At 67.6% G+C, this 21,801-nt stretch carries 11 protein-coding genes and 1 pseudogene; 5 read left to right on the top strand and 7 right to left on the bottom strand.

The features are described 5' to 3' along the window. Positions 1–88 precede the first annotated feature (88 nt). Positions 89–2,950: an ATP-binding protein gene (locus ACH4YL_RS25195; protein WP_398509694.1), complete on the top strand. Its 2,862-nt coding sequence runs from the start codon at positions 89–91 to the stop codon at positions 2,948–2,950. Between the two features lie 107 nt (positions 2,951–3,057). Here the strand turns inward: ACH4YL_RS25195 and ACH4YL_RS25190 are convergent, their stop codons facing one another. Beyond that, positions 3,058–3,498, bottom strand: a complete 441-nt coding sequence (locus ACH4YL_RS25190) for a LuxR C-terminal-related transcriptional regulator (protein ID WP_398509693.1) — start codon at positions 3,496–3,498, stop codon at positions 3,058–3,060. 175 nt (positions 3,499–3,673) lie between these two features. Between ACH4YL_RS25190 and ACH4YL_RS25185 the strand changes: the two are divergent. Together ACH4YL_RS25185 and ACH4YL_RS25180 are read left to right on the top strand one after the other, a co-directional pair. Then, positions 3,674–4,720 (top strand): annotated as a pseudogene (locus tag ACH4YL_RS25185) (SGNH/GDSL hydrolase family protein); the annotation flags it as partial. A 95-nt stretch (positions 4,721–4,815) separates the two neighbouring features. Beyond that, the gene (locus ACH4YL_RS25180; RefSeq protein ID WP_398509692.1) at positions 4,816–5,340 is read left to right on the top strand and encodes a CAP domain-containing protein; all 525 of its coding nucleotides are present in this window, start codon (positions 4,816–4,818) and stop codon (positions 5,338–5,340) included. A 56-nt stretch (positions 5,341–5,396) separates the two neighbouring features. On the opposite strand, the gene ACH4YL_RS25175 is transcribed toward ACH4YL_RS25180, so the two are convergent. Both ACH4YL_RS25175 and ACH4YL_RS25170 read right to left on the bottom strand, forming a co-directional pair. Beyond that, complete coding sequence (locus tag ACH4YL_RS25175; protein WP_398509691.1) at positions 5,397–6,605, bottom strand: hypothetical protein; 1,209 nt, start codon at positions 6,603–6,605, stop codon at positions 5,397–5,399. A 446-nt stretch (positions 6,606–7,051) separates the two neighbouring features. After that, positions 7,052–7,708, bottom strand: coding sequence for a hypothetical protein (locus tag ACH4YL_RS25170; protein ID WP_398509690.1), 657 nt, complete (start codon positions 7,706–7,708; stop codon positions 7,052–7,054). A 357-nt stretch (positions 7,709–8,065) separates the two neighbouring features. On the opposite strand from ACH4YL_RS25170, the gene ACH4YL_RS25165 reads away from it, so the two are divergent. After that, positions 8,066–10,204 carry a hypothetical protein gene (locus tag ACH4YL_RS25165; protein ID WP_398509689.1) on the top strand — a complete coding sequence of 713 codons (2,139 nt, stop codon included), beginning with the start codon at positions 8,066–8,068 and terminating at the stop codon, positions 10,202–10,204. Between the two features lie 301 nt (positions 10,205–10,505). Further along, positions 10,506–13,655, top strand: coding sequence for a lonely Cys domain-containing protein (locus ACH4YL_RS25160; RefSeq protein ID WP_398509688.1), 3,150 nt, complete (start codon positions 10,506–10,508; stop codon positions 13,653–13,655). A gap of 63 nt (positions 13,656–13,718) precedes the next feature. Here the strand turns inward: ACH4YL_RS25160 and ACH4YL_RS25155 are convergent, their stop codons facing one another. The 4 genes from ACH4YL_RS25155 to ACH4YL_RS25140 all read right to left on the bottom strand — a co-directional run bounded on the left by ACH4YL_RS25155 (position 13,719) and on the right by ACH4YL_RS25140 (position 21,583). Then, positions 13,719–16,577, bottom strand: a complete 2,859-nt coding sequence (locus ACH4YL_RS25155; protein WP_398509789.1) for an AAA family ATPase — start codon at positions 16,575–16,577, stop codon at positions 13,719–13,721. 190 nt (positions 16,578–16,767) lie between these two features. After that, entirely contained in the window at positions 16,768–17,097 is a 330-nt protein-coding gene (locus ACH4YL_RS25150; RefSeq protein ID WP_398509687.1) for a hypothetical protein, read from the bottom strand. Positions 17,098–17,407: 310 nt separating this feature from the next. Further along, complete coding sequence (locus ACH4YL_RS25145) at positions 17,408–20,257, bottom strand: AAA family ATPase (protein WP_398509686.1); 2,850 nt, start codon at positions 20,255–20,257, stop codon at positions 17,408–17,410. Between the two features lie 111 nt (positions 20,258–20,368). After that, entirely contained in the window at positions 20,369–21,583 is a 1,215-nt protein-coding gene (locus ACH4YL_RS25140) for a pyridoxal-dependent decarboxylase (protein WP_398509685.1), read from the bottom strand. Positions 21,584–21,801: the final 218 nt, after the last annotated feature.

Raw genomic sequence — 21,801 nt, 5'->3', positions numbered from 1 at the left:
CCGCCAGGGTTCACCTCGCCCAAGTCGACTGTGGCAATTTCAACCACGCCCGGCTCCGGTCAGTGACCTGCGTCGTACAATCCGTCGCATGGATGAGAACCGGCCACGCCCAGAATCGATCAGCTTGCCTGCTCGCAGTCAGGGCTGGGTGGGGCGGTCCGCCGAGCTGGCGGTGCTGCGCGAGCTGCTGACGTCGCTGGGGTGCGGTATGGGCGGTTGTGTCCTGGTGGAGGGATCGCCGGGGATCGGGAAGAGCGCGCTGGTGAGTGAGGCGGTGCGGTCGTCCGCTGCGGGGGATGCGCTGGTGCTGCGGGGCAGTGCGGATGAATTCTGCGTCGATCTGCCCTTCCAGATGATCACTGAAGCTTTGCGGCCGGTGCGCGGTGAGGCTTCCGCACCAGCGGCGGGATCCTTGTGGGGTGCGGGCGCACGCAATCCGCTGGCCGCCGGCGTGCAGCAGGCTCTGGCCCAGGTGGAGCGGGCGTGCGCGGTACAGCCGGTGGTGCTGGTCGCGAGTGATCTGCAGTGGTCGGACGAAGCGAGCCTGACGGTCCTGGGCGGACTGACACGGTTGACCGCGCAGTTGCCGCTGCTGCTGGTGCTGGAGTTGACGACTGGTTCCACCCGCGATGAGGTGCATCAGCTTCGTCGCGCGATCCTCTCCCGAGGGGCGGACGCCATCGCCCTGGGACCCTTGAACGCCGAGGAGACTGTGCTCCTCGCGCAGCAACTGCTCGGCCTGCCGCTGGCCGCCGACTTGCGTCAATTGACGCTGCAGACGGCCGGAAATCCGCTCTACGTGCGGGAATTGACGGCCGCGATGGTGCGCGAGCAGCGCCTCACGGTACGCGATGGCCACCTGCACCTGATATCCGATGGCACGGCCGGCGCCGCCGAGCGACTGCCGGGGTCACTGGGTGCGGCGATCGCGGACAGGATCGGACATCTCGCCAAGGACACCTTGGAGGCGTTGCGTGCGGCCAGCATGCTGGGCACCACCTTCGCTGCGGGAGAGCTTGCAGCTGTGCTCGGCTGGTCGGTCGAGCGAGTATCCCACGCCTTCCACGAAGCAGTGGAATCAGGGGTGTTGAGTGACCAGAGGGCGGACACCGCGTTCCATGCACCGCTGTTGCGACAGGCACTGTACGAGTCGATGCCGCCGACGGTACGCAGCTTGCGGCATCGACAGACGGCGGAGGTCCTCAGCGCGGGTGGTTGGCCGGCAGAACGTGTAGCGGCCCACCTCTCTTTGGCCAAGGGCACGCCGGACGAGTGGACCATCGCGTGGCTGGGTCAGTCGGGCACTGATCTTCTGTACCGGGCTCCGGAGTTGGCGCGTCAGCTGTCACAGCGTGTGACGGAAGCCATGGTCTGGGACGACGAACGACGTGAGCCCTTGGAAGCGGTGCTGGCGATGGCCGCGTTCCTGCGCGGCAAATCCCAGGACTGCGAGGCCATGGCCACCAGGGTCCTTGCCCGCACCCAGGATCCCTCACGCGCCGCGGAGATGACGTGGCTCCTCGCCTATTCACTGCTCAATCAGGTACGCGGGTCCGAGGCCATTGAGACGGTGGCCTCGGCTCCGAAACGCTGGATGCTGTCATCGGAGTGGGACGCCAGACTGCGCGCGCTGCACGGCCTGTTGCTCTACTTGATGACCGGCCCGACCGACGAAACCCGACAAGTGCTGAACAAGGCGCTGGAGTCCGGCCGCACCCTCAACGATGCTCAGACCATCGCGTATGCGTGCCATGCCCTGCGGGTGTACTACTCGGGGCTCGGTCGGCACAGCGAGAGCACCCCCTACCTCACCGAAGGCCTTGCCGCAGCGGCCAGCGACCCGCAGTTGACGGACGTCCGGCTGCTCATGCTGGTGAACAGTGTCGCGGCCTGGGAAGATCTCGACCAGATCGACCGGGCCCGGGACAGCAGGCGCACCGCACTCAAGCTCGCGATGGAGGCAGGCACCGCACGGCTCCATAACGTGCTCGTGATGAGCGCAACTGTCGCGTACAGGTTTGGATCCTGGGACGAGGCGCTCGCCGACCTCGAAGCGGCAGAGGAAGCCCCCATGATCCACTACACCACCGAGCTCGGATACGGACTCGCAGCGGTGATCAAGTCGCATCGCGGCGAGCTGGATACCGCGCGGGACTACGTGGAAAGGATCGGCGATCCGGAGAAACTTGCCCCCAGCGCCTGGATCGCGTCCGAGGACATTTGGCGTGCGCGCTTGGCAGTGGCAGACGCGGACGGTCAGCAGGAACAAGTGCTCGCGATCCTGCACCGCGTTTGCGGCGACAAGTTCCTGACCGACTTGGAGGACTCGTACCGCCTCTGGGCCCCCGTGACCCGTGTAGCCCTGCGCTTGGAGGAGCGAGGTCTGGTGGCCGGCCTCGTGGCCACGGCGACCCGCGAGACGGAACGGGACGCTCGCCCCAAGGTCCGGGCAGCGGCGCTCCACTGCCAAGGAATGTTGACCGCCGACCCGGAGCCGTTGCGCGAGGCGCTCGCCTACTACCGCCGGGTCGGACGGGTCGAATTGGCCGAGTGCGCTGAGGATTTGTCGGTTGTGCTGGCCACCGCGGGAGACACCGCGGGCGCGAAGGCGGCGATGCGGGAAGCGACAGACAGCTTCCTCGCACTCGGAGCAGTTGGCGATCTGGACCGTGCCGACGCACGGTGGCGCGACGTGGGATTGCGCCGCAGCACACGCGGCGGCCGGAATCGTGCGGCACACGGCTGGGAAGCTCTCACCCCCACCGAACAGCGGATCGCGGAACTGGTCGCCGAAGGCTTGTCGAACCCGGACATCGGCGAGCGCCTCTACAGCTCACGCCGCACCATCCAGACCCACGTCACCCACATCCTGGCCAAGCTCGTGCTGCGCTCACGCAACGAAGTCGCCCGCGCCATCGCCGACCGGCCCGAGTCGGCTGGGGTGTCCTGAGGACCGTGGAGAGGCTCGGCCCGCTGCCGGGTCGGATCAGTACGCGGCAGTGAGGGTCAGCACGAAGACCAGCGCGGCGATCATCAGGCAGAGCACGACGGCACGCATCACACCCCCGCTCGTTCGTGTCCCGGTGCGAGCAATCCCTGCTGCCACGCCAACGCGATGGCGTGGGCGCGGGTCTTGGCGCCGAGCCGGTGATACATGCTCCGCACAGTGGTCTTCACCGTCTCGATGGAAACCCCTAACTGCTCGCCGATCTCCGCGTTGGTCGCACCGGATGCCAGCCAGCAGAGGAACTCGAAGCGACGCGCTGTCAGGGTTACCGGCGGACGAGGTTCCGGGGTCAGTCGAGTGAGGAGCCTCTTGCGGTAGGCGTAGTCCACGAGCGCGGCATGCCGGTCGGTCGCGTCGATACGGGCCGCGCGTGCGGCCCGTACGAGCTCCCAGCGCACTGTGTGCACACTCAGGTCCAGCTCCTGGGCGATGGTGTGCCGGGTGTGGCCGCGGGCAAGGCCGGCGATGATCTTGATCTGTTCCGGGGTCATACGGAGGCTCCGATGTCAACGTGGGGGAAGCGCGGGTCACTTCGGTCTACGTCCCGCCGACCTCCTGTGGTTCGGAGCTGGACACCGGAGATGCGATTTCGCCCGTACGGCCTTGAATTCAGGGCGAGTTCAGGCCGAGGCCATTGACGCGCGTCCCTGCCGCCTCCCTAGCTTCATGGCGCATCCTTCGTCACGCAGCCAACGGGAGGGGACCTTCGTGCGCCCAGGTCTATGGGGTGGGGTCGTGATCCTTGCGCTGGTGGCCGGCATGGCGCCGGCGGCCGGCGCGGTCGCGGCGGAACGGAATGCTCCTCGGCCGCTTGAGCGGTTCTTCGACAATCGTGCGATCAGCGACGATTCCGCGCCGGGCGAGGCGGACTTCGACGGTTCCGGGGCGTCTCTCTCGGCTCAGGATCTGGCCGCGGCCGGCTGGACGCCCGGCCGTTCGCTCTCCGTCGACACGACGCGGCTGCGCCTGCCACGCACCGAGCCAGGCGAACGGGACAACGTGCGTGCCGATGGGCAGTCCGTACAGGTGCATGGCCGAGGCGAGATGTTGTCGTTCCTCCTGGCGGGCACGGGTGGTGACGCGAGTGGATCGGGGCGGGTTCGGTACCGCGACGGGTCCTCCTCCACGTATCGACTGACCGCACCGGACTGGCGCTCGGGGCCTCTTGCGACCAAGTCGGTGGCGCTGCCGCATGTGAACACCCCGGACGGTCAACTCACCGAGAAGGCACGCCTGTACGTGGTGTCGGTGCCGTTGACGCGCGGGCGCGAGGTGGCCTCGGTGGAGCTGCCGCGCGATCCCGGCATCGCCGATCTGCATGTCTTCGCCCTGTCCGTACGGGAGACGGCGCGCGGCTGGACGGGCAGCTGGTCCGCATCGGCGGCCGGATACACGGCGGTCGGGCCATGGACGGACCGGACGCTGCGGCTCGTGGTGCACACCTCGGTCGGTGGTCCGCGGGTGCGGATCAACCTCGCCAACACCTTCGCCGGTACGCCGGTACGCATCGGATCGGCAAGCGTGGCCGTGCAGGACGCCGGCGCAGGGGCGCGATCGAAGCCGGTGGACCTTGAGTTCGGTGGCGGGCGCGGCATCGAAATCCCCGCCGGCGCCCAGGTCTTCAGCGATCCGCTGGACTTCGACGTGCCCGCCGACACCAGTCTGCTGGTCTCCTTCCACCTGCCCGGCACGGTGAGTGCGGCACCCGTACACACACGCCACAGGGGCAACACGACTCCCGGCGCGCGACAAGGAATTCGCAAGCGCGTCCCGGAGGATTGACAGGGGTGACAACTCCAGGGGGTTCGATGGACGTGCGCCGTTGGCGTCGGGCGGACGACGCCGAGGATCAGGAAGACGCCTGGGACTCGCAGTGGGGTGGCGGGCTGCAGTTCTACGGTGCCGCGGGCGCGCCGCCGGACAACAGGCCGCTGTTCCGGACTCCTCATCAAGCGCTTGAGGACGCGGTCGTCTCGATCGTGAACCAGGAGCGGGCCAAACACGAGCTCGGTCGGCTGCGGATCGAGGAACGGCTCCGCACCTCGGCCCGGCTGCACAGCAGGGACATGGCCGAGCACGAATTCTTCAACCACGTGACTCCTGAGGGCGTCACGCCGGATCAGCGGATGGTGGCCGCCGGGTACCTCCTGCCCGCCGCCGAGAACATCGCCATCTACGGACTCGACCCGCTAGGTGTCATGCGCGCCTGGATGAACAGCCCGCCACACCGTGTGAACATCCTGCGCCCGCTGGTGCGCTGCATCGGCGTGGGGATCCATCAGGATCCCCATGAGCCGATCGCCTGGTGGACGCAGAACTTCGGCTATCTCTGAGCCGGCGCTCAAGACAAGGTTTACGCAAGGGTGTTGAGGTCCTATGTACGTGTCCGTCAGCACAAATGGCCCGAAATTACGATGCGTGTGGGGTGGATCGATGATGGCTCGGCGCCCTCGACGCGCGCGCGTCCACCGCACGCAGTGCCACGTGTGTTCCTCCGTGGGGAATGATGGCGGCGAGTAATGGTGGCAACGGCAGTGTTTCGGATGGCGGCTCGGGTGGGTCGATTCCTGGTGATCTGACGTTCACCGAGGAGGAGAAGAACACCTACTACGCGTTGTTGGGTGAGAAACCGCCGAAGGCCAGCGAGACGATGGCGTTCAACAGCAGCAATCCGATGCTGGACGCCGCGAACGCGATGCTCGAGATCGCGTACATGCTCCGCGACTCCTACGGCAAGGCCCGCGAGGGGCTGCCGCAGTCCGCGTACGACCAATATGCCGCGGCGATCGGTCAGTTGACCGGTGAGGGCGGCACCATCGACCAGCTGGAGCGGTTCAAGCGGAACCTGGTCGCGATGGCGGACGGGCAGGTCGAGCAGGCCCGCAATGTGCAGGGTACGAAGTGGCAGTTGATCGCCGAGTTGATCGCGTTCGCGATCGAGTTGTCGTTTTTGACGTCGGTTCTGGCGTTCACCGGCGGCGCGTCGATGACCGAGATCCTGCTGCTGAAGATGCGGACCCGTTTCGCGCTGCTGCTCACCGTCTGCCGGATGCTGACGCGGGCGAATGTGCTGCCGGCGTTCGATGAGGGCATTCAGGAAGTGTTCATCGAACTCTCGGTGCAGGGCGCGCAGATCAACTTGAACACCGGGCGGGCCAAGCCCAAGGGCATCGACGGCATCGACGTCGCGAAGTCGTTCGTGCTGGGTCTGGCGGCCGGGTATGTGGCGAGCGGTATCGCCGACGGCATCGCGATCGGGATCAAGAGCCTCTATAAGGACTTCTTCGACCACAGCAAGTTCGGCAGCGAGATCCTCCACGAGTTCGGCACCATTCCCGGTGAGGGCATCGGCGAGGCCACTGCCGGCTGGTTCGTGAACGGTGCGTTCGACGGCAACTGGACCAAATTCGAGAGCGACCAGATCCTGGGCGGCATGGTCAGTGCGGCCACCACCATGCTCGTCTTCGGCGCCGGCATGGCGCTCGGCGGCTACCTGTACAAGGCGCACTTCAAACCCCGCCCCCACTTCGGCTCCCACCAGCTCAACAAGAACTTCCCCTTCGGCAACGGGTTCGGCAGCGGCTTCGGAAGCAACCACAAGTCCCCCCACACCGAGCACACCGCCGGGCTGCAGGACTCGCCGTACGACCCGCCGCCCCTCTACCCCCGGCCCCCCGCGTACACCTCGCAGCCCGAGACGGTCGGACCACCCGACTTCGCGGACCTCGACCCCTTCCCATCGGAGTCGGAGGGCAACGGCAACATTCCGCCGCCGCTCCCATCCCTCTCCCCGCCCCAGACCAGCATGGACCCGAACCCATCGGGCACGGAGCCGGATCCGGACACCACCGGGCCCGACGACGGCACCCTCATCAACACCTCCACCAACATCAGCCCCACAGACTCCAACCCGAACCTCGAAGAGACGAACTCGGAGCTCAACGACGGCGTCTTCAACAGTCCTCTGCACCTCACCAACAGCCCCCACCACCGCCACTCACCAACTCCCCCCTCTCACTGCTCCATCTTCCCCAGGGCGCCACCTCACCCGATCCCGCCCACGCCTACTTCACCGCGGACGACGGCGGGCCACTCTTCGGCGACACCCCCTACGAACTCACCAGCATCGTCCCCGAGTCCACCGCTGCCGCACCTGCCACACCTGCCACCATCCCCACGACGGCACACATCACCACCAACCCCCTCCACGCCCCTGCTCAAGCGTGGATCAACACCCTCAACTCCCCTCACCTCGACCTCGGCGTCCCCGACACCCCCGAGGAATTCATCAACTGGCTCGCCCAGAACGTCACGTCGGCCGACCTCCCCACCACACACCCCCTCCTCACCACACCCACGGTCGAGCAAGCCGATCGGCTCACCGACTACGGACTCACCCCACGCCGTAACACCGAGATCTCCCCCACCGCCCTCTTCGGGGAGCTCCTCACCACCGCAACCAGCACCGCAAGCCAGACACCCGACACCAGGTCGGAAACCGGGACCGCAACCCCCGAGCCCGACCACACCAACATCACCGACGTCACCGGCCTCCCCCACCTCCTCGCCACCACCGCCGCCTCCGTCGTCGCCCGCATCCACGACCTCACCCTCAGCCTGGTCAGCACCGACTTCGCCACCGGCACCACCACCGAGACCAAGTTCGGCGCAGACCCGCTCCCCCACGCCGCTCTCATCCACGACGGCTCGGCTTACAGCACCGCCATCCCCAGCACCACCTACGGCAGCGGATACGACACCTCATACGACACCAAATCCGCTCTCGGGGAGATCGAAGCCGCCGGCCCTCTGGCTCCCGACACGTTTGCCAACGCGGCACCGGACGTGTGGGACGAGCCCTCCGCAACCGTCGGTTCGTCCCCACCAGAAGCCGGCCAGGCCGCTCAGACTGCTCCAGCCGATCCGGATCCGACCGACTCGAGCCCTCAACCGCCGTCTCCGCCGAAGTCCCTGGACTTCCTGCTGCAGGACGACACGCTCCTGCGCGACAGCAATGGCCGTCCTACCGGGCGCACTTGGGGCAGGCTGCCCGCCGACATGGCCGGCGCGGTAGACACCTCGATGCAGCACTGGTACAGGCTCGGCGACGACGGCGTCCTCTATCCGACCGATCTCCTCACACCCCCCGTCTGGGGACATCGGGGCGCATGGGTCATCGCTGCCGAAGCCGATAACGAGGGAAACCTCATCGACGCCTCCGACAACCTTCTCGGCAGGCACGAGGACATCGCCGAAACCATCTTCAACGACCCGGAGCGCCGAGAGCACGCAGCCGGACTCCCGGTCCTCTTCGCCATCGGCTACATCGCCAGAGGCAATCAGAACCTCCAACGCGCCACCGCCACACGCCTCGAAGACCCCAACTACGGCCTGTCAGGGTTCGGCGGATTGCACATGATCCAAGAGGGCGACAAGGTGACCACGGTCGTCAGTCTCGCGGACGCCGCCCCGGTGACCTCGCCACATGGAAACGTGGTCCGATTCGACGAACCCGCACATATTCTCCCCGACCAGGAGCGCGAAGCCTTCACCGCCCGCGACTCGGCGGCTACGGTCTCCCGCGGCGATGTGGCCTACACGCGCGTCGGCGACGTGGAGGACGGCACGTCCGGCCTCGTCATCGCGACCGATCTCTTGCGCGAACGAGAACGGGATGCCGCGCGAGTACTGTCCTGGCTGAGAAACGGGGCATGGCACCGGCCCACCGCGCTCGTCGAAGGAAAAGCACGCGATGCCGGGGGAGAGATTCACGTCCCGCCGCTCGACGCCGACTACCGCATGGTCATGGTCCACGGCCTGCCCGGCCTGGTGTGCGTCCCCGTGCCGCCCCGTACGCACATTTGGAGCGCCAAGGACGCCGGCCGATTCTTCGGGACCCTTCGTGAGCTCGCCGAACAGCCTGGCCATGTCCGGATCTGGCTGCGCAGCTGCTATTCGGCCACCGCAGGCGACGACCTCGGCGACTGGCGACCCCACAGTGGAGCCGAGCCGCCGCCGGTGGACGATCCGCTCCGTACCCTCGCCTTCGCCCAGGAGTTCGCCAACGTCAGCCGACGCAAGGTCATCGGCGACACAAAGGAGTCCGGAGCGACCACCGAGGGGCCGACGCTACGGCAGGGGATGAGGGGGGAGCGGGGTGAGTATGTGTTGTTCCTGCCTGAGCCGCTGGGCGACGAGCTTGACCGTCTCGCCCAGGACACGGGCCTGTACGCCACGCATGGCGATAGTGCCCGGGAGACCATGCTGGTCCTCATCCGCGCCCTGCGCCAGATCTACGGTGCGGAGGTCGCGCAGCGGGACGACTACCACGACCTCCTCAACAAGGTCGTTGCGCTGGAGCAGGCCCATGCCAGGGATGTGCTGTCGGAGCTCACCTTCCAGTTCCGTATCGACCTGTGGAATCACCTCGCCAACCACGTCAAGTGGAACGGCTTCAGCCCCGACACCCCGGACACCGCCCCCAAGGCACCCGGACCCATCGACCCCCACACCGCAGCACTCAACTGGGCCTGGACCAAAGCCAAGAAGGACCACCCGGACCCGCTGCACACCTGGACACCAGGCCTCAGCGCACTGCTCGATGCCACCGGGGCCCCCCGCCGTGACCTGCTGCCCTCCGCTCTGGGTGACTTCCCCCGCCCCGGCCGCGCCAAGAACGTCCCCATGCCGCCGGAAGTACGTAATGCACGGGCAGCATGGGCGCTGGCAGACGCCGAACTCTTCCTGCAGTCCTCCCCCCACGAACCCACCATGGCGGCCTGGGGACGACGCGTGCTCCACCTCGATCCGAAACTCTCCTGGGACCCCGCCGTCCACCGCGTACTCCTGCGCAATCTGATCGCCAAGGCATACGAACAACGCCACGACCCCGCCGACTTCGCCCTCCTGACAGCCCTCCACATCTGGCAGGACAGGTTCCGGACCACCTTCCCGCCCCTCGATCCGGATACGAGCAAGCACCTACAAGATGTCCAATGGGACCTCTCGGGCGGCGGCATCGCCCGCTATCTCGGGATGGACATCGGGCGCTACTTCCAACAGCACCCGAGCGGCGATACCGCGCCGACCGAACAAAGGCCACCCTGGTCGACGGACATCCCTGACCGTCCCCTCGTCATCAGGGCGGCACGGGATTCCACCATGCGCATCAAGGTGCGTCTCGGAGCAACCACCTAAGCCCTGGAGGAGGACGAACTCGTCCACCTCCTGGTCACCCTCGACCGGACGCTCCGCGGACAGGACCAGAAGCGCCCCTTGCTCCTCGTGATGGAGAAGCCCGGCGGCCTCCCGCAGAAACTCGCCGACGCCACCGGACGGGCACCCCAGGCCACAGCACCACCTCCAGTGGAACCTGACCGGACATCGCCTCTCCGGCCTGAACACCACCGAGTTCGTACGCCACGACCAGCAGGATGGCGTCAGCACGCAGAGCACCGAACAGGCTCCCTGGCCGACGGATGTCCAGCCGCTCGTGATCATGGCGGAGCCCAATCCGGACCAGACCATCACCGTTGACATCCGCGGAGAGACGTACACCGTCTCCGAAATCCAGCTCGTCCATCTCCTGATCAGGCTCGATTCCACCCTGCAAGGCATCCACCAGAAGCACCCCATCGTGCTCGTCATGAAGAATCGCGGCGCCCTGCCGCAGAGACTCGCCGACGCGACAGGACGCCTCGTCTACTTCTACGACGGACCCCTCACCTTCAAGCCGAACCCGAGCGGTGGCCCGTCCCGGATCCACTTCCTCGAACGCACCGACGGACGCCCGCAGGAGTGGCTCCGCGCCGCGTGGCACAACATCGAACTGGCCCCAAAGGTCAAGGGGGCGCTCGCAGCTGTAGGCGAGCCCTCCATGACCGCAGCCCCGCCAACGCCATCTACCTCAGCCCCAGCAACCATCCCTGCCAGTGGCCCACTTGCCAGTCCGGCCGCCGGCATCACGCCCGGAAAGGTCCTCCGGGAACTGCTGAGCCACGACAGGCTCCTGCACGATCCGAACAATCAACCCACCGGGCGCCGCTGGACATACAAACCGGCCGACGCGCTCAGGACCATCGACACATCAACGCTGCACCACTACACGGTGTACAACCCCGGAGGCCACCTCCAACTCTCCCGCATGGACGAGCCACCGTGGGGCACTAACGGTGCCTGGGTCATCGTCGCCGTCATCGACGAGCACGGCCGCATCCTCGGACCGAACGGCGAGAAGCTGAGCCACGAGGACATCGCCGAGACCATCGCCGCAGACCTCAAAGACCGCCCGCACCTCCCCGTGGTCTTCGCGATCCCCGGCCTCGCCAACCGCAGCCCGGGACTCCAACGCGCCACAGCCAGACGCCTCAAGGCAGCCAACTGGGCCCTCGCCGGCTCCGCCGGGCTCCGCACCAACCCCTTCAAACCCACCACCTCATCCATCGCCCTCGACGACGACCCCCGCAACGAGCAGAAGCCCGTCGGCAGCGTGATCCGCTTCGACGAACCCGCAAAGACCGTCGCCGACCAGGACGACGAAGAGTTCACTGATATTTACGGCGTCACCTTCACGCGCAAGGACGTGGCACATAGCAGGGTCGGCGACCGCCACGGCACGCCAGCGCTCGACCATGAACATGTTCCAAGCCGGACGGACACGAAGCGTCTGCAGCACTTCAGGGAATTCACGACAGAGCAGCCCATCGTCCATGTAGCCGGTGTGCCATGGCATGTCGGGGAAAGGAGAACGGTCGATCCGATCCCTTCGGCCGTCCGGATCCTCTCCCTCCACAGCGGCGCAGGCATCGCCAAGCTCACGGTCCGGGGCCGAACGACAGTTCTGAGTGCGGCGGAGGCAGGCCGCTACTTCGGCACGCTCCAGGAGTTCGCCGAACTGCCCGATGGCGTGGCCATCTGGCTGCAGGCGTGCCTCGGCGATCAGCCCGGTGAGATATCCCGGTACTTGGGATCGGCGGCTGGTCGGGGGAGCCGGCCGGTGGACGACCCGCTGCGTACCGTCTCCTTCGCGCAGCACGTCGCCAACCACAGCAGACGCTACGTCAGCGGAGCCGACCGGATCACCGGCTACGGCGATACGTTCCGAGTCAACGAATTCCTACCCGACGGCAGTGTGATCGGTGACCGCAGATGGGTGCGGCCCGAACCCACCCAAGCCAAACTCGACGCCCTGGCATGGGAATACGGGCTCCACGCCGACAAATACTCCGAAGTACCGGATACCACCCGCGAGACGGTACTCGCGCTGTTCCGCGCCCTGCGCATCCAGTACGGACGGGACATCGAGGACGACGAACCCCGCTTCAACGAACTCATGAACGGCATCGTCGCACTCGACACACTCCGCGCCTTGGACCCCCTCGGCCAACTCACCCCCTTCCGCCTCGACCTCTGGAACCACCTCGCCCGCGAAGTCCAACGGACACACCCCACCATCGACAACCCCCACACCGCCGTCCTCCGCGTCGCCCTGCGCCGGATCAAAGAAATGCGGGGCGACCACGGACTGCGCGGCCTGTCACCCTCACTCGACTCACTCCGTGGCCCAGGCGGCAACAGCACCCCGAGCAACGGGCATCTCCAGATCGCACTCGGAAAGTTCGAGCGGCCCGGGTATGAACTGGGCAAGTCGCTCCCCGAGGAGGTCGTCCGGGCCCGGGCGCTGTGGGCCCTCGCCGACGCCGAACAGCTGCTTCGTACCACCTGGGGAGCGAACATCGCAGCCTGGGGCCCTCAAGTACTGCACTTGGCACCCGGCACCCCGATAGAAAACACCCACCGCGCACAAATCGGCATCCTGATCGCCAAAGCGATCGAGCAACGCCTCCCCGCGACCAACCCCACCGTGCTCGCCGCACTCCGCGCCTGGGAGAACGGCATCGCAAGCAGGATCTACTCCGCCATCGCGTTGAATCGGCCCGGCATCGTCCACTGGAACCTGGTCCGCAAGCCGGACCCAGAGCCACAGGACGCCCACCGGGTCCTGAAGGCCGCAGCCGGTGAACTACACGATCAGCCCGCTCCGTGGGAATCGGGCGACAAGCCACTCTTCCTCTGGGCCGAACGCAACGACGACGGACAGATCCCCTTCCCCAATGTCAGCACGCACCCAAACTGGATCACCGACGACGAACTCGTCGAACTCGTCACCACTATCGACGAGACCCTCGCCGCCCACCACCAAAAGCACCCCATCGTCCTCGCCATGCCCAACCCCGGCACCATCCCCCAACGCATCGCCAACCGCACCGGCCGCCACGTCCACTACTACGACACCACCACACCCCAACCCACATGGAAGAAGGCCATCTGGCACCGCTTGACCGAGAGCAAGCCCACCCAGGCAACTACAGCCCACACGACCACCCTCGGGGAGATCGACGACGACGTATCCGACGCCGAAACCGAGGACAGCGGCTACGTAACCGGCGACGACACCGACACCTACACCCAGTACGAGGCAGAAGTCCTCCCCGAACTGTTCTCGCTCGCCGAGCTCAAGGCCGCCCAGATCTACCTGGCCCCCGAGATCGAGATGTACGCCGAGCTCGTCGCCGCCCCGCTCCCGGCCGGCGACCTGAAGCTCACCGAGGAGCAGCTCGGCCTCCTGCGCGCCAACCGCGCCCGCTAGGCACCGCCCGGCGTGGATCCTCCCGGCATCTCAGCTTGATCAGAGGCCCATGAGCCGGCCCCATCAGCCCAACGCCGCCGCACTCGGATCCCGCCCCGCGATCTCCGCAGCCACCTCGCCCCGCGACCGCAACCCCAACTTGGCGAGAATATGGGTGACATGGGTCTGCACGGTGCGCCGCGAACAGTACAGACGCTCACCGATATCGGGGTTGGACAAGCCGTCCGCCACCAGTTCCGCGATCCGCTGCTCGGTCGGCGTCAGTGATTCCCAGCCCGCGGCCGGCCGCTTGCGGCTGCCGTGCACTCCACGCCTGAGGCCGGCCTCGCGCCAGCGGGCGTCGGCACGGGCGAGCTCGCCGGCTGCGCCGAGTTCCTGGTAGCGCTCGACGGCTACGTGCATGTGCTCCTTGGCCTCTGCCAATTCCCCTGCTGAAGCAAGCAGTACGGCCAGGTCCGCGGCGCAGGAGGCCTCGTCCAGGACACGACGGGCCCGTTTGAACAGCGCGAGCGCCTCACGCATCGGCTCGGGATCTTCGTTGTACAGACCCTCGCAGTGGAGAGCCACGCCGCGCACGACGGACCGTTGGTCCTTGACGGCCTGGCGTTGCGCGTCGTCGAGCAGATCGGCGGCCACCTCTTGCTCTCCGAGGCGCAGCGCGAGGCTCATCCCGGGGGCGAGCAGCCGGTAGGCGTCCTCGACAACCGTGTGGAAATCCTCACTGCGGACGCGGTGCAGTATCGCCTTGGCTTCATCGGTCGCGCCGCGCACCTCGGCCAGCGCGAGCCGTGCCTGCCAGACGGTGCCCAGGACCATCCATCCGCTGGGGGGCAGGTCATCCGGGTTGCCGACCTGAGCCAAGTACTCCTCCGCGAGCGACAAATCGCCGCGTTGCACGCTGATGAGTGCAAGGACAGCCTGCCTCAGCAAGGTGAGGTAGGGCGCGGCCGGCATTTCACCGGCCAGCTCCAGATCAGCCAGTGCCTCGTCCCAGAGGCCGATCGAGTACGTGAAGGTCGAGCTGGCGGTGAGCACGCCGCCGAGGCGTGCCGTGCCTGCCTCCAGGGCGAGTTTGCGCATTTGCCGCAGGCGTTCGTGAGCGCGGTCGACCTCGTCGACGGAGCTCTCCAGGTGCAGGGCATTGGCCAGGAGCAGGAGTTGTACGTCGGTCAGTGCGGGGTCGGTGCCTGCGGCGTCCAGTCCGATCTGCAGCAGGCGGCGTCCCTCGTCGTACCGGTGCTCGCGCAGGTAGCGGACCACAAGGGAGTTGGTCGTGTACGCGATGGTCTGGGCGTCGCCGAGAGCGTTGCCCAGTTCCATCGCCCGCTGGAGTACCGGCAGTGACTCCTGACAGGTCAGATCCTGGTCCACCGCGGTGAGGATGAGACCGTGCAGGGCGCAGAGCCGGGCTTCCCAGACGGGGGTGAGCGCCCAGCGTTCACCGGCGGAGGTCACGGCTTCGATGGCCTCGACCGGGCGGGACTGCTGCAGCAGGGCGTAGCCGAGGATCCAGGTCATCTCGGCGGCGCGGTCCGGGTCCTGGGTATGGGCGAGTAGTCGAGTCGCGATGACCTCGCACTCCGGGAGCTTGCCGGTGAGGTAGTCGGCCATCGCGTAGATCGCTTCGAGCGTCTCGCGCCGTTCATCGCCCCAGGGCAGCGCGTCGGTGGTCCCGCGCAGCAGGCGCCTGGCCAGTTCCGGGGCGCGGTAGAGGAGCGCCGTGCCGGAGGAGGCGAGCCAGGCCAGGGTCCAGTCGTCGGCCGTGCCGCCGACGAGGCCCAGTTGTGCGGCGATCCGCTCGGCCGGCCGGCCATGGGCATCAAGTACCTGGGCGATCTGCCGGTGTCTGAGGGCACGCACCGGGGTCGGCATCGACTCGTACAACGCACGCCGCAGCAGTGGCGCCTGGAACTCGATCACCTCACCTGTGTCCCGCAGCACTCCGGTCGCCGAGGCCTCTTCGAGCGCCCCGGCGACACGCTCGGTGGGCCAGTCAAGGACGGCCTTGAGCTCGCCGGAGTCGAAGCTGGCGCCGAGCATGCTGCAGGCTCGCAGACCTTCCAGGGTGTCCTTGCCCAGATGGCCGACGCGGTCGGCGATCGCGGCTCCGAGCGAGCCCGGCAGGCGCTGCTCGGCTTCCGCTCCGGGGATGAGGTCGGCCCGCCCTGCCTCGATCGAGACGAGATCCTCCCGTACGAGGTGTGCGATCAACTCCCGTACATACAAAGGGTTTCCGCCGGTTTCCTGGCAGAGCTTGCGCAGCCGTGGGGCCAGGGTCGCGCCGAGAAGTTTCCCGCCGAGCGCAGCAGTGTCCCTGGCGGGCAGCGGACCCAGCGTGACCACGTGCGCGCCCCGGGCCAGGATCGCCCGGCGCAGCTGAAGTACCTCGTCCCGGCTCGAGCCGATGGTGAGCTCGCCGATGAGCAGTAACGGCACCTGCGCCGTGAGCCGCATGAGCGAGCCGAGCACGGTCAGACTCGCGTGGTCCGCCCACTGCAGGTCGCTCGCGATCACTACCACGGGCTGCCGGGCGCACTCCCTTTCCACCCGCGCGAGCGCTTCCTGCACTCCGGCGAGCTCGGGGCTGCGGGCGCTCGCTCCCCACAACGTGCTGACCTGCGGGGCGGGATCGACGCCGCGTACCGGGCGAAGGGCTTCTGTAATCATTTGGAAAGGAAGACTGACGCAGAATTCGTCCGCGCTTCCGCGGAGAATGAGTGCGTCGGTTGCGCCGGCGACCCGTACCGCCTCGCTGACCAAAGCGCTCTTGCCGATCCCCGAGGTGCCCTCCACCAGGACACAGCCGCCGACTCCTCTTCGGAGCGCCGTCAGAAACCGGCCGATGGACGAAAGTTCCTCGGATCTCCCCACCCACTGCGGGCTGCCCGCTGACGAGCCTCTCACCACGGGGGACCGCTCCATTCCGTCCATACCTAATCCTATTCCTGCCATCACTGCCCGGGACTTCCCGCGAGCTGACGAAACGATGACGTCGCTGCGACGCTCTTCCCGGGCAAGCGAAAGCCCCCGGCCACGGCCGGTCTCCTGACGGAAGACCTGCCGTGCTGCCAGGGGCTCTACGCCGGTCAACGTGCCTGCGGGGCTTGGCCGTTCACTGGGTGCTGTACGGAACGAGCGCGGTGGGCTTGGTGCTGTACGGAACGAGCGCGTTCGGCTGAGGCTCCTTCGCCTTTGTGCCGGTCTGCGTCTGCGTTCCGTACGGGTCGGCGACGTAGGTGCGGTAGGGCACCAGCCGCTGCGGCTTGGATTCGGTGGATCGGTCGGAGTCGAGGTCGGCGCCGGCGGGGTCGACGTCCGTCTCCGGAGTGGTGTGGTCAGTGCCGTTGCCGCCCTGTACGGCTGCGGCGGAGGTGGCACCGAAAGCCAGTGCCGAGGCGACTGCGGCGCCACCGACGAGTGTCCGCAAGAATTTCCGAGTCACGGTCGTTCCCCTCCGGGGGTGAGGTAAGGCGTGGGGAGTGACGAATCACCTGCACGGTACGGAGATCAACACAAGTCGGCAAACCGCGAGCACCCAAGACAACAGGCGAGAGGGGTCATTCCCACATGGCTCTGGTCTGCACCATCCCCGGCAGAAGCCCGGTGCCCTCGTACCGCGTCAAACAAGCAAGTGCGGCCAATTATGACAGGGGCACTTCATCGTGCGATTGCGGGTCGAACCAGGCACGAAAACGGCCGACATGGGTCCGGACGGTGGGGCATGAACAGGACATCCGGCGAGGCCGAAGCGATCAGCTCGCGGCCTCGCCGGCCGACCGGTCCGCGCGCATACGGGCCACCTCGTTGCGCGAACGCAGACCCAACTTGGCAAGAATGTGCGTGACATGGGTCTGCACGGTGCGCCGCGAGGTGTGCAGCCGCTCGCCGATGTCGGGATTCGACAGGCCTTCCGCGACCAGCTCTGCGATCCGCTGCTCGGTCGGCGTCAGCGACGCCCAGCCACTGGCGGGACGCTTCCGGCTGCCCTGCACGCCACGGCGCAGGCCGACTTGGCGCCAGCGCGCGTCCGCCCTGTCAAGCGCACCGGTCGCGCCCAAGGCGAGATAGCCCTCGGCCGCTTCGAGCATCGCAGCCCGTGCGCCTTCGGTCTCGCCGGCCTCGGCGAGCGCCACCGAAAGGTCCTCGGCGCACTCTGCGGCATCGACCGGACGTGTCGCCGAGCGGAAGTACTCCAATGCCTCGCGCAGTGCATCGGGGTCCCCCTCATGGATCCCTTGGCACTGCTGAGCAGCGGCGGCCATGACCGCTCGGCTGTCCTCTTGGCGTGCTGTGCGCGCCATGGCCACCAAATCGGCTGCCAAGTCCGCCTCTTCGAGTCTCACCGCGATACGGACGGCGGCAGCGAGGAGACGAGGGTGGCCTTCCGAGACACCCGCGAAGTGCCCGTCCGCAATAAAGCGCAGCATCGCCAGGATTTCGTCCCTGCGGCCTTGCACGACGGCCAGTTCGAGCCGAGCCCGCCACTGGTGACTCGAGTTCAGCCGGGCGACGGGAATCATGGCGTCCGGGTCGCCGATCCTGTCCAGATTGGCCTGCGCGGCCGCGAGTTCACCACGCTGCATCTGGATGACCGCCGCGGTTCCGTACCCCATGATGTTGGCATAGCGGTCGGGCAGCTCACCCACCATCTCCAAGTCGGCGATCGCCTCGTCCCACTCGCCCGTGGAATACGCATAGTCGGCAGTGCTGACGATCACGACGCCGAGGCGGGCCGTGCCCACTTCGACCGCCAGCTTGCGTGCCTCACGGGCGCTCTGCGCGGCCAGGTCGACTCGGTCGACGTTGCGCCAGTGGTAGATGCTGTTGCACAGCAGCAGCAGGCGCACATCGGCCACTTGAGGGTCGGCACCCGCCGCCGCAAGGCCCTCTTCGAGGCATCGCCCGGAACCCTCGAAGTCATGGGCCATCGCCAGCCGGACGAGCTTCGCGTTGCAGGTGTACGCGATGGTTTGGGCGTCGCCCAAGGCGCGGCCGCGCTCAAGGGCCTCGCGGGTGACGGCTTCCGCGGTCTCATCACTGACGGCGTTCAGGATCACGCTCTGCAGGGCGAGGAGCCGGGCTTCCCAGACCGGCGGCAGATCCCAGCGACGGGCTGCCGCGGTGACCGCCTCGACTGCCTCGGCCGGACGCCCCTGGTGCAGCAGGGCGTATCCCATGATCCAGGTCATCTCGGCGGCATGTGCGCCGTCCTGCGTGCTCGCGAGCACCCGGGAGGCGAGCGCTTCGCACTCGGGCAGCTTGCCGCGCAGGAACGCGGCCATCGCAAGGACCGCCTCCAAGGGTTCGCGGCGTTCGTCTCCCCAGCTCAGCTGATCGGTGGCGCGCTGCAGCAGATCGCGGGCGAGCTCCGGCACGCGATAGAGCAGCGCCGTGGCGTGCGAGGCGAGCCAGGTGAGCGTCCACTCGTCAGGGGCGCCGCTCGCTGCCGCGAGGTGGGCCGCGACGCGTTCGGCAGGCCAGCTGCCTTCGCTGAGGACCTGAGCCGTACGCCGGTGCTTGAGGCCGCGAACCGAGGCCGGCATGGACTCGTACAACGCGTGGCGCAGCAGGGGTGCGTGGAATTCGGCGGCAGTTCCGGAGTCCCGCAGCACGCCAGTCGCGGCAGCCTCGCCAAGCGCCTCGCCGACCCGTTCGGCACTCCAGCCGACCACGGCCGCGAGCTCTGCCGACTCGAAGGTGGTACCGAGCATGCTCGCGGTCCGCAGGACCTCGTACGTGTCCTTGGACAGATGCCCGATGCGGCCCGCGATCGCAGCGCCAAGAGAGCGGGGCAGTTCCTCGTCGCCCTCGGCTCTCGCAGCGAGCTCGGCGCGCCCCTCCAGGATTTCGATGCGCTGCTCACGTACGAAGGAGGCGGTCACCTCCCTTATGTACAGTGGGTTTCCACCGGTCTGAGAAATCAGCCTGCGCAGGCGGGGCGCCAGAGGAACGCCGAGGAATTCCTGCGCGAGCCGCACGGTCTGCTTCGGGTCCAATGGGCCAAGGCGGAGGCCGTGGCCGCCACGGGACCGGATCGCGCGCCGGAGCTGATGGACCTCTTCGCGGGTGGACCCGCTCGTCAGCTCGGTCAGCAGGAGCAGGGGCAGCTGGTCCGTCAGCCGCGACAGCCCGCCGAGCACGGTGAGGCTGGCCTCGTCGGCCCACTGCAGATCGCTCACGACGAGGACCACCGGCCGCAGCGCGCAGGCCCGCTCTACATATGCCAGCGCCTCCTGTACGCCGGCGGCCAGCGGATTGCGGGCGCTCGCGCCCCACAGCGATCCCTGCTGCGGCAGGGACTCGGACACCCGCACCGGCCTCAGTGCCTCGGAGATCAGCTGAAAGGGCAGACTGACGCAGAATTCGTCCGCGCTCCCCCGCAATACCTGCAAGGCGTCCCGGCTCGCTCTGCTGAGGGCCTCGGTGACCAACGAGCTCTTACCGATGCCGGGCGGGCCTTCGACCAGAGCGCAGCCGCCCGTGCCACGGGTCAGCGTAGTCAACAGCTCCTGCAGCAGCGTCAGTTCGGCCTCCCGGCCGACCCATTGCGCACTGCCGGACCGTGCCTGTAGCGACCTCGGGTACGACTGCTTCTCGTCCATAGCACCGGATCATAGGCTGGCTTCACACCATTTGAGTTAGGTCCTGCTCTAACGAAACCATGACATTGAGTCCGTCTCATGTGGCGCTTCACACCCACCTCAATGGTGGTGTCAAGCGGCAGGCTCCACGACAACTTCACCTCGTGCGTCGTACTCCGCCTCAAGCTCGCCCACGAACTGGTCAATCGCCGAGTAGGTGACATGCCCGAGGCACACCACGCCCACCTGGTCGCCCGACCCCGCCAGATGCCACCTTTCAGCGAGGCGGCTGCTCGGCCGTGGCAGGGTCACGGTCAGCGAACCTGGAGCGCGGCGCGGTGCCGCGCCCGCTTCGCTGAGCCGGCGCTGGGCGTAGACGGCCGTCTCCAGACATCGGTTGACATACGCGGCCACACCGGCCCGGCCGAGCCGCCGCAGGGCGGCCCACACCAGAATCGTGGCGAGGGCCAGCTGCGTCCTCGGCCCGAACAGGCCCTCTGCCGTGGTGTAAGGGCCGGCGGTCGGGGACGTCGAGATGCTCGTACGGGAAAGAGTGAGGCTCCACGGCAGCGGCAGTCCGAGGAGGCGGTGGGCCGATAGGGACACGGAGTCGGCACCGTGCGGGAACGACCAGGCCGGTTCGGACGGGGCGTGGGCGGCGACCATGCCGCCCAGGGTCGCGTCAGTGTGGACGTACACCTTGCCGGCCGCGGACGCGGCGGTGCGCAGCGCCTCGATGTCGTCGACCGCTCCCGTGGCGACCGTGCCACACGTGGCGAGCACGATCGCACCTTCCCGTCGGCCTCGATCGGCGCGCGAGAGCACGGCTCGGCGCAGCTCGCCGGCGTCCATGGTGCCGTCGGGCCGAGTGGGTACCGTCACGAGCTCGGCGCCGAGCTCGACCGCGGCGGCAAGCACGGCGTGGTCGACGCGGTCGCCGAGGTAGACCGGCGCGTGCTGCAGGCGCCGGACGGCGGTGGCGAGGCCGAGCAGGACCGCCTCCGGCTCGTTGGCTGTCACCTGGGTACGCACGAAGCGCGGTGCCCGGGTGAGTTCCTTGAAATACTGACGTACGCAGTCGTCGAACAGGGCCACCCGGTCCTGTAGTTCGACGGAGGGGGTAGTGTCGCTCACGTTGCACAGGAACGCCGCGAGAATCGGTGTGAGATGCTCCACGCCGCGCTCCTGATTGGCGGCCAGACCCAGCGAGTGGCCCCGGTCGGCGCCGAGATGTTCCAGCATGTCGAGGAGACGCAGGGTGTCGACTTCGGTGACCACGGGCTGGGCCCCGATCGCGAGGGCTTCGTACTCGATCGGCTGCGCTTCGCTTCCGTTTCCTGCGTCCACTTTCTACCCCCGTCGGGTATTGAGCGGCCGCTGCTTGCGGCCTGGGGTCTGTGGTGTTGCCGCAGACTGCCCTCGTCTACGCGGGGGCGGATCGCAGGGTTCAAGTGGGTGGCGGGGCATCTCCTGGAGGTTGTGTGTACGGAAAGGTCCCCTGGCGTGGAACACGGCCAGGTGGCTTCGTTCGGAGTTGTGAGGTCACTTGTCGATGGGTTTGGGAG

The sequence above is a fragment of the Streptomyces sp. NPDC020681 genome (assembly GCF_044334895.1).
Classification (GTDB): Bacteria; Actinomycetota; Actinomycetes; order Streptomycetales; family Streptomycetaceae; genus Streptomyces.
The sequence above is the reverse complement of the archived record's forward strand: the minus strand, read 5'-3'. Positions and strand labels throughout refer to the sequence as shown.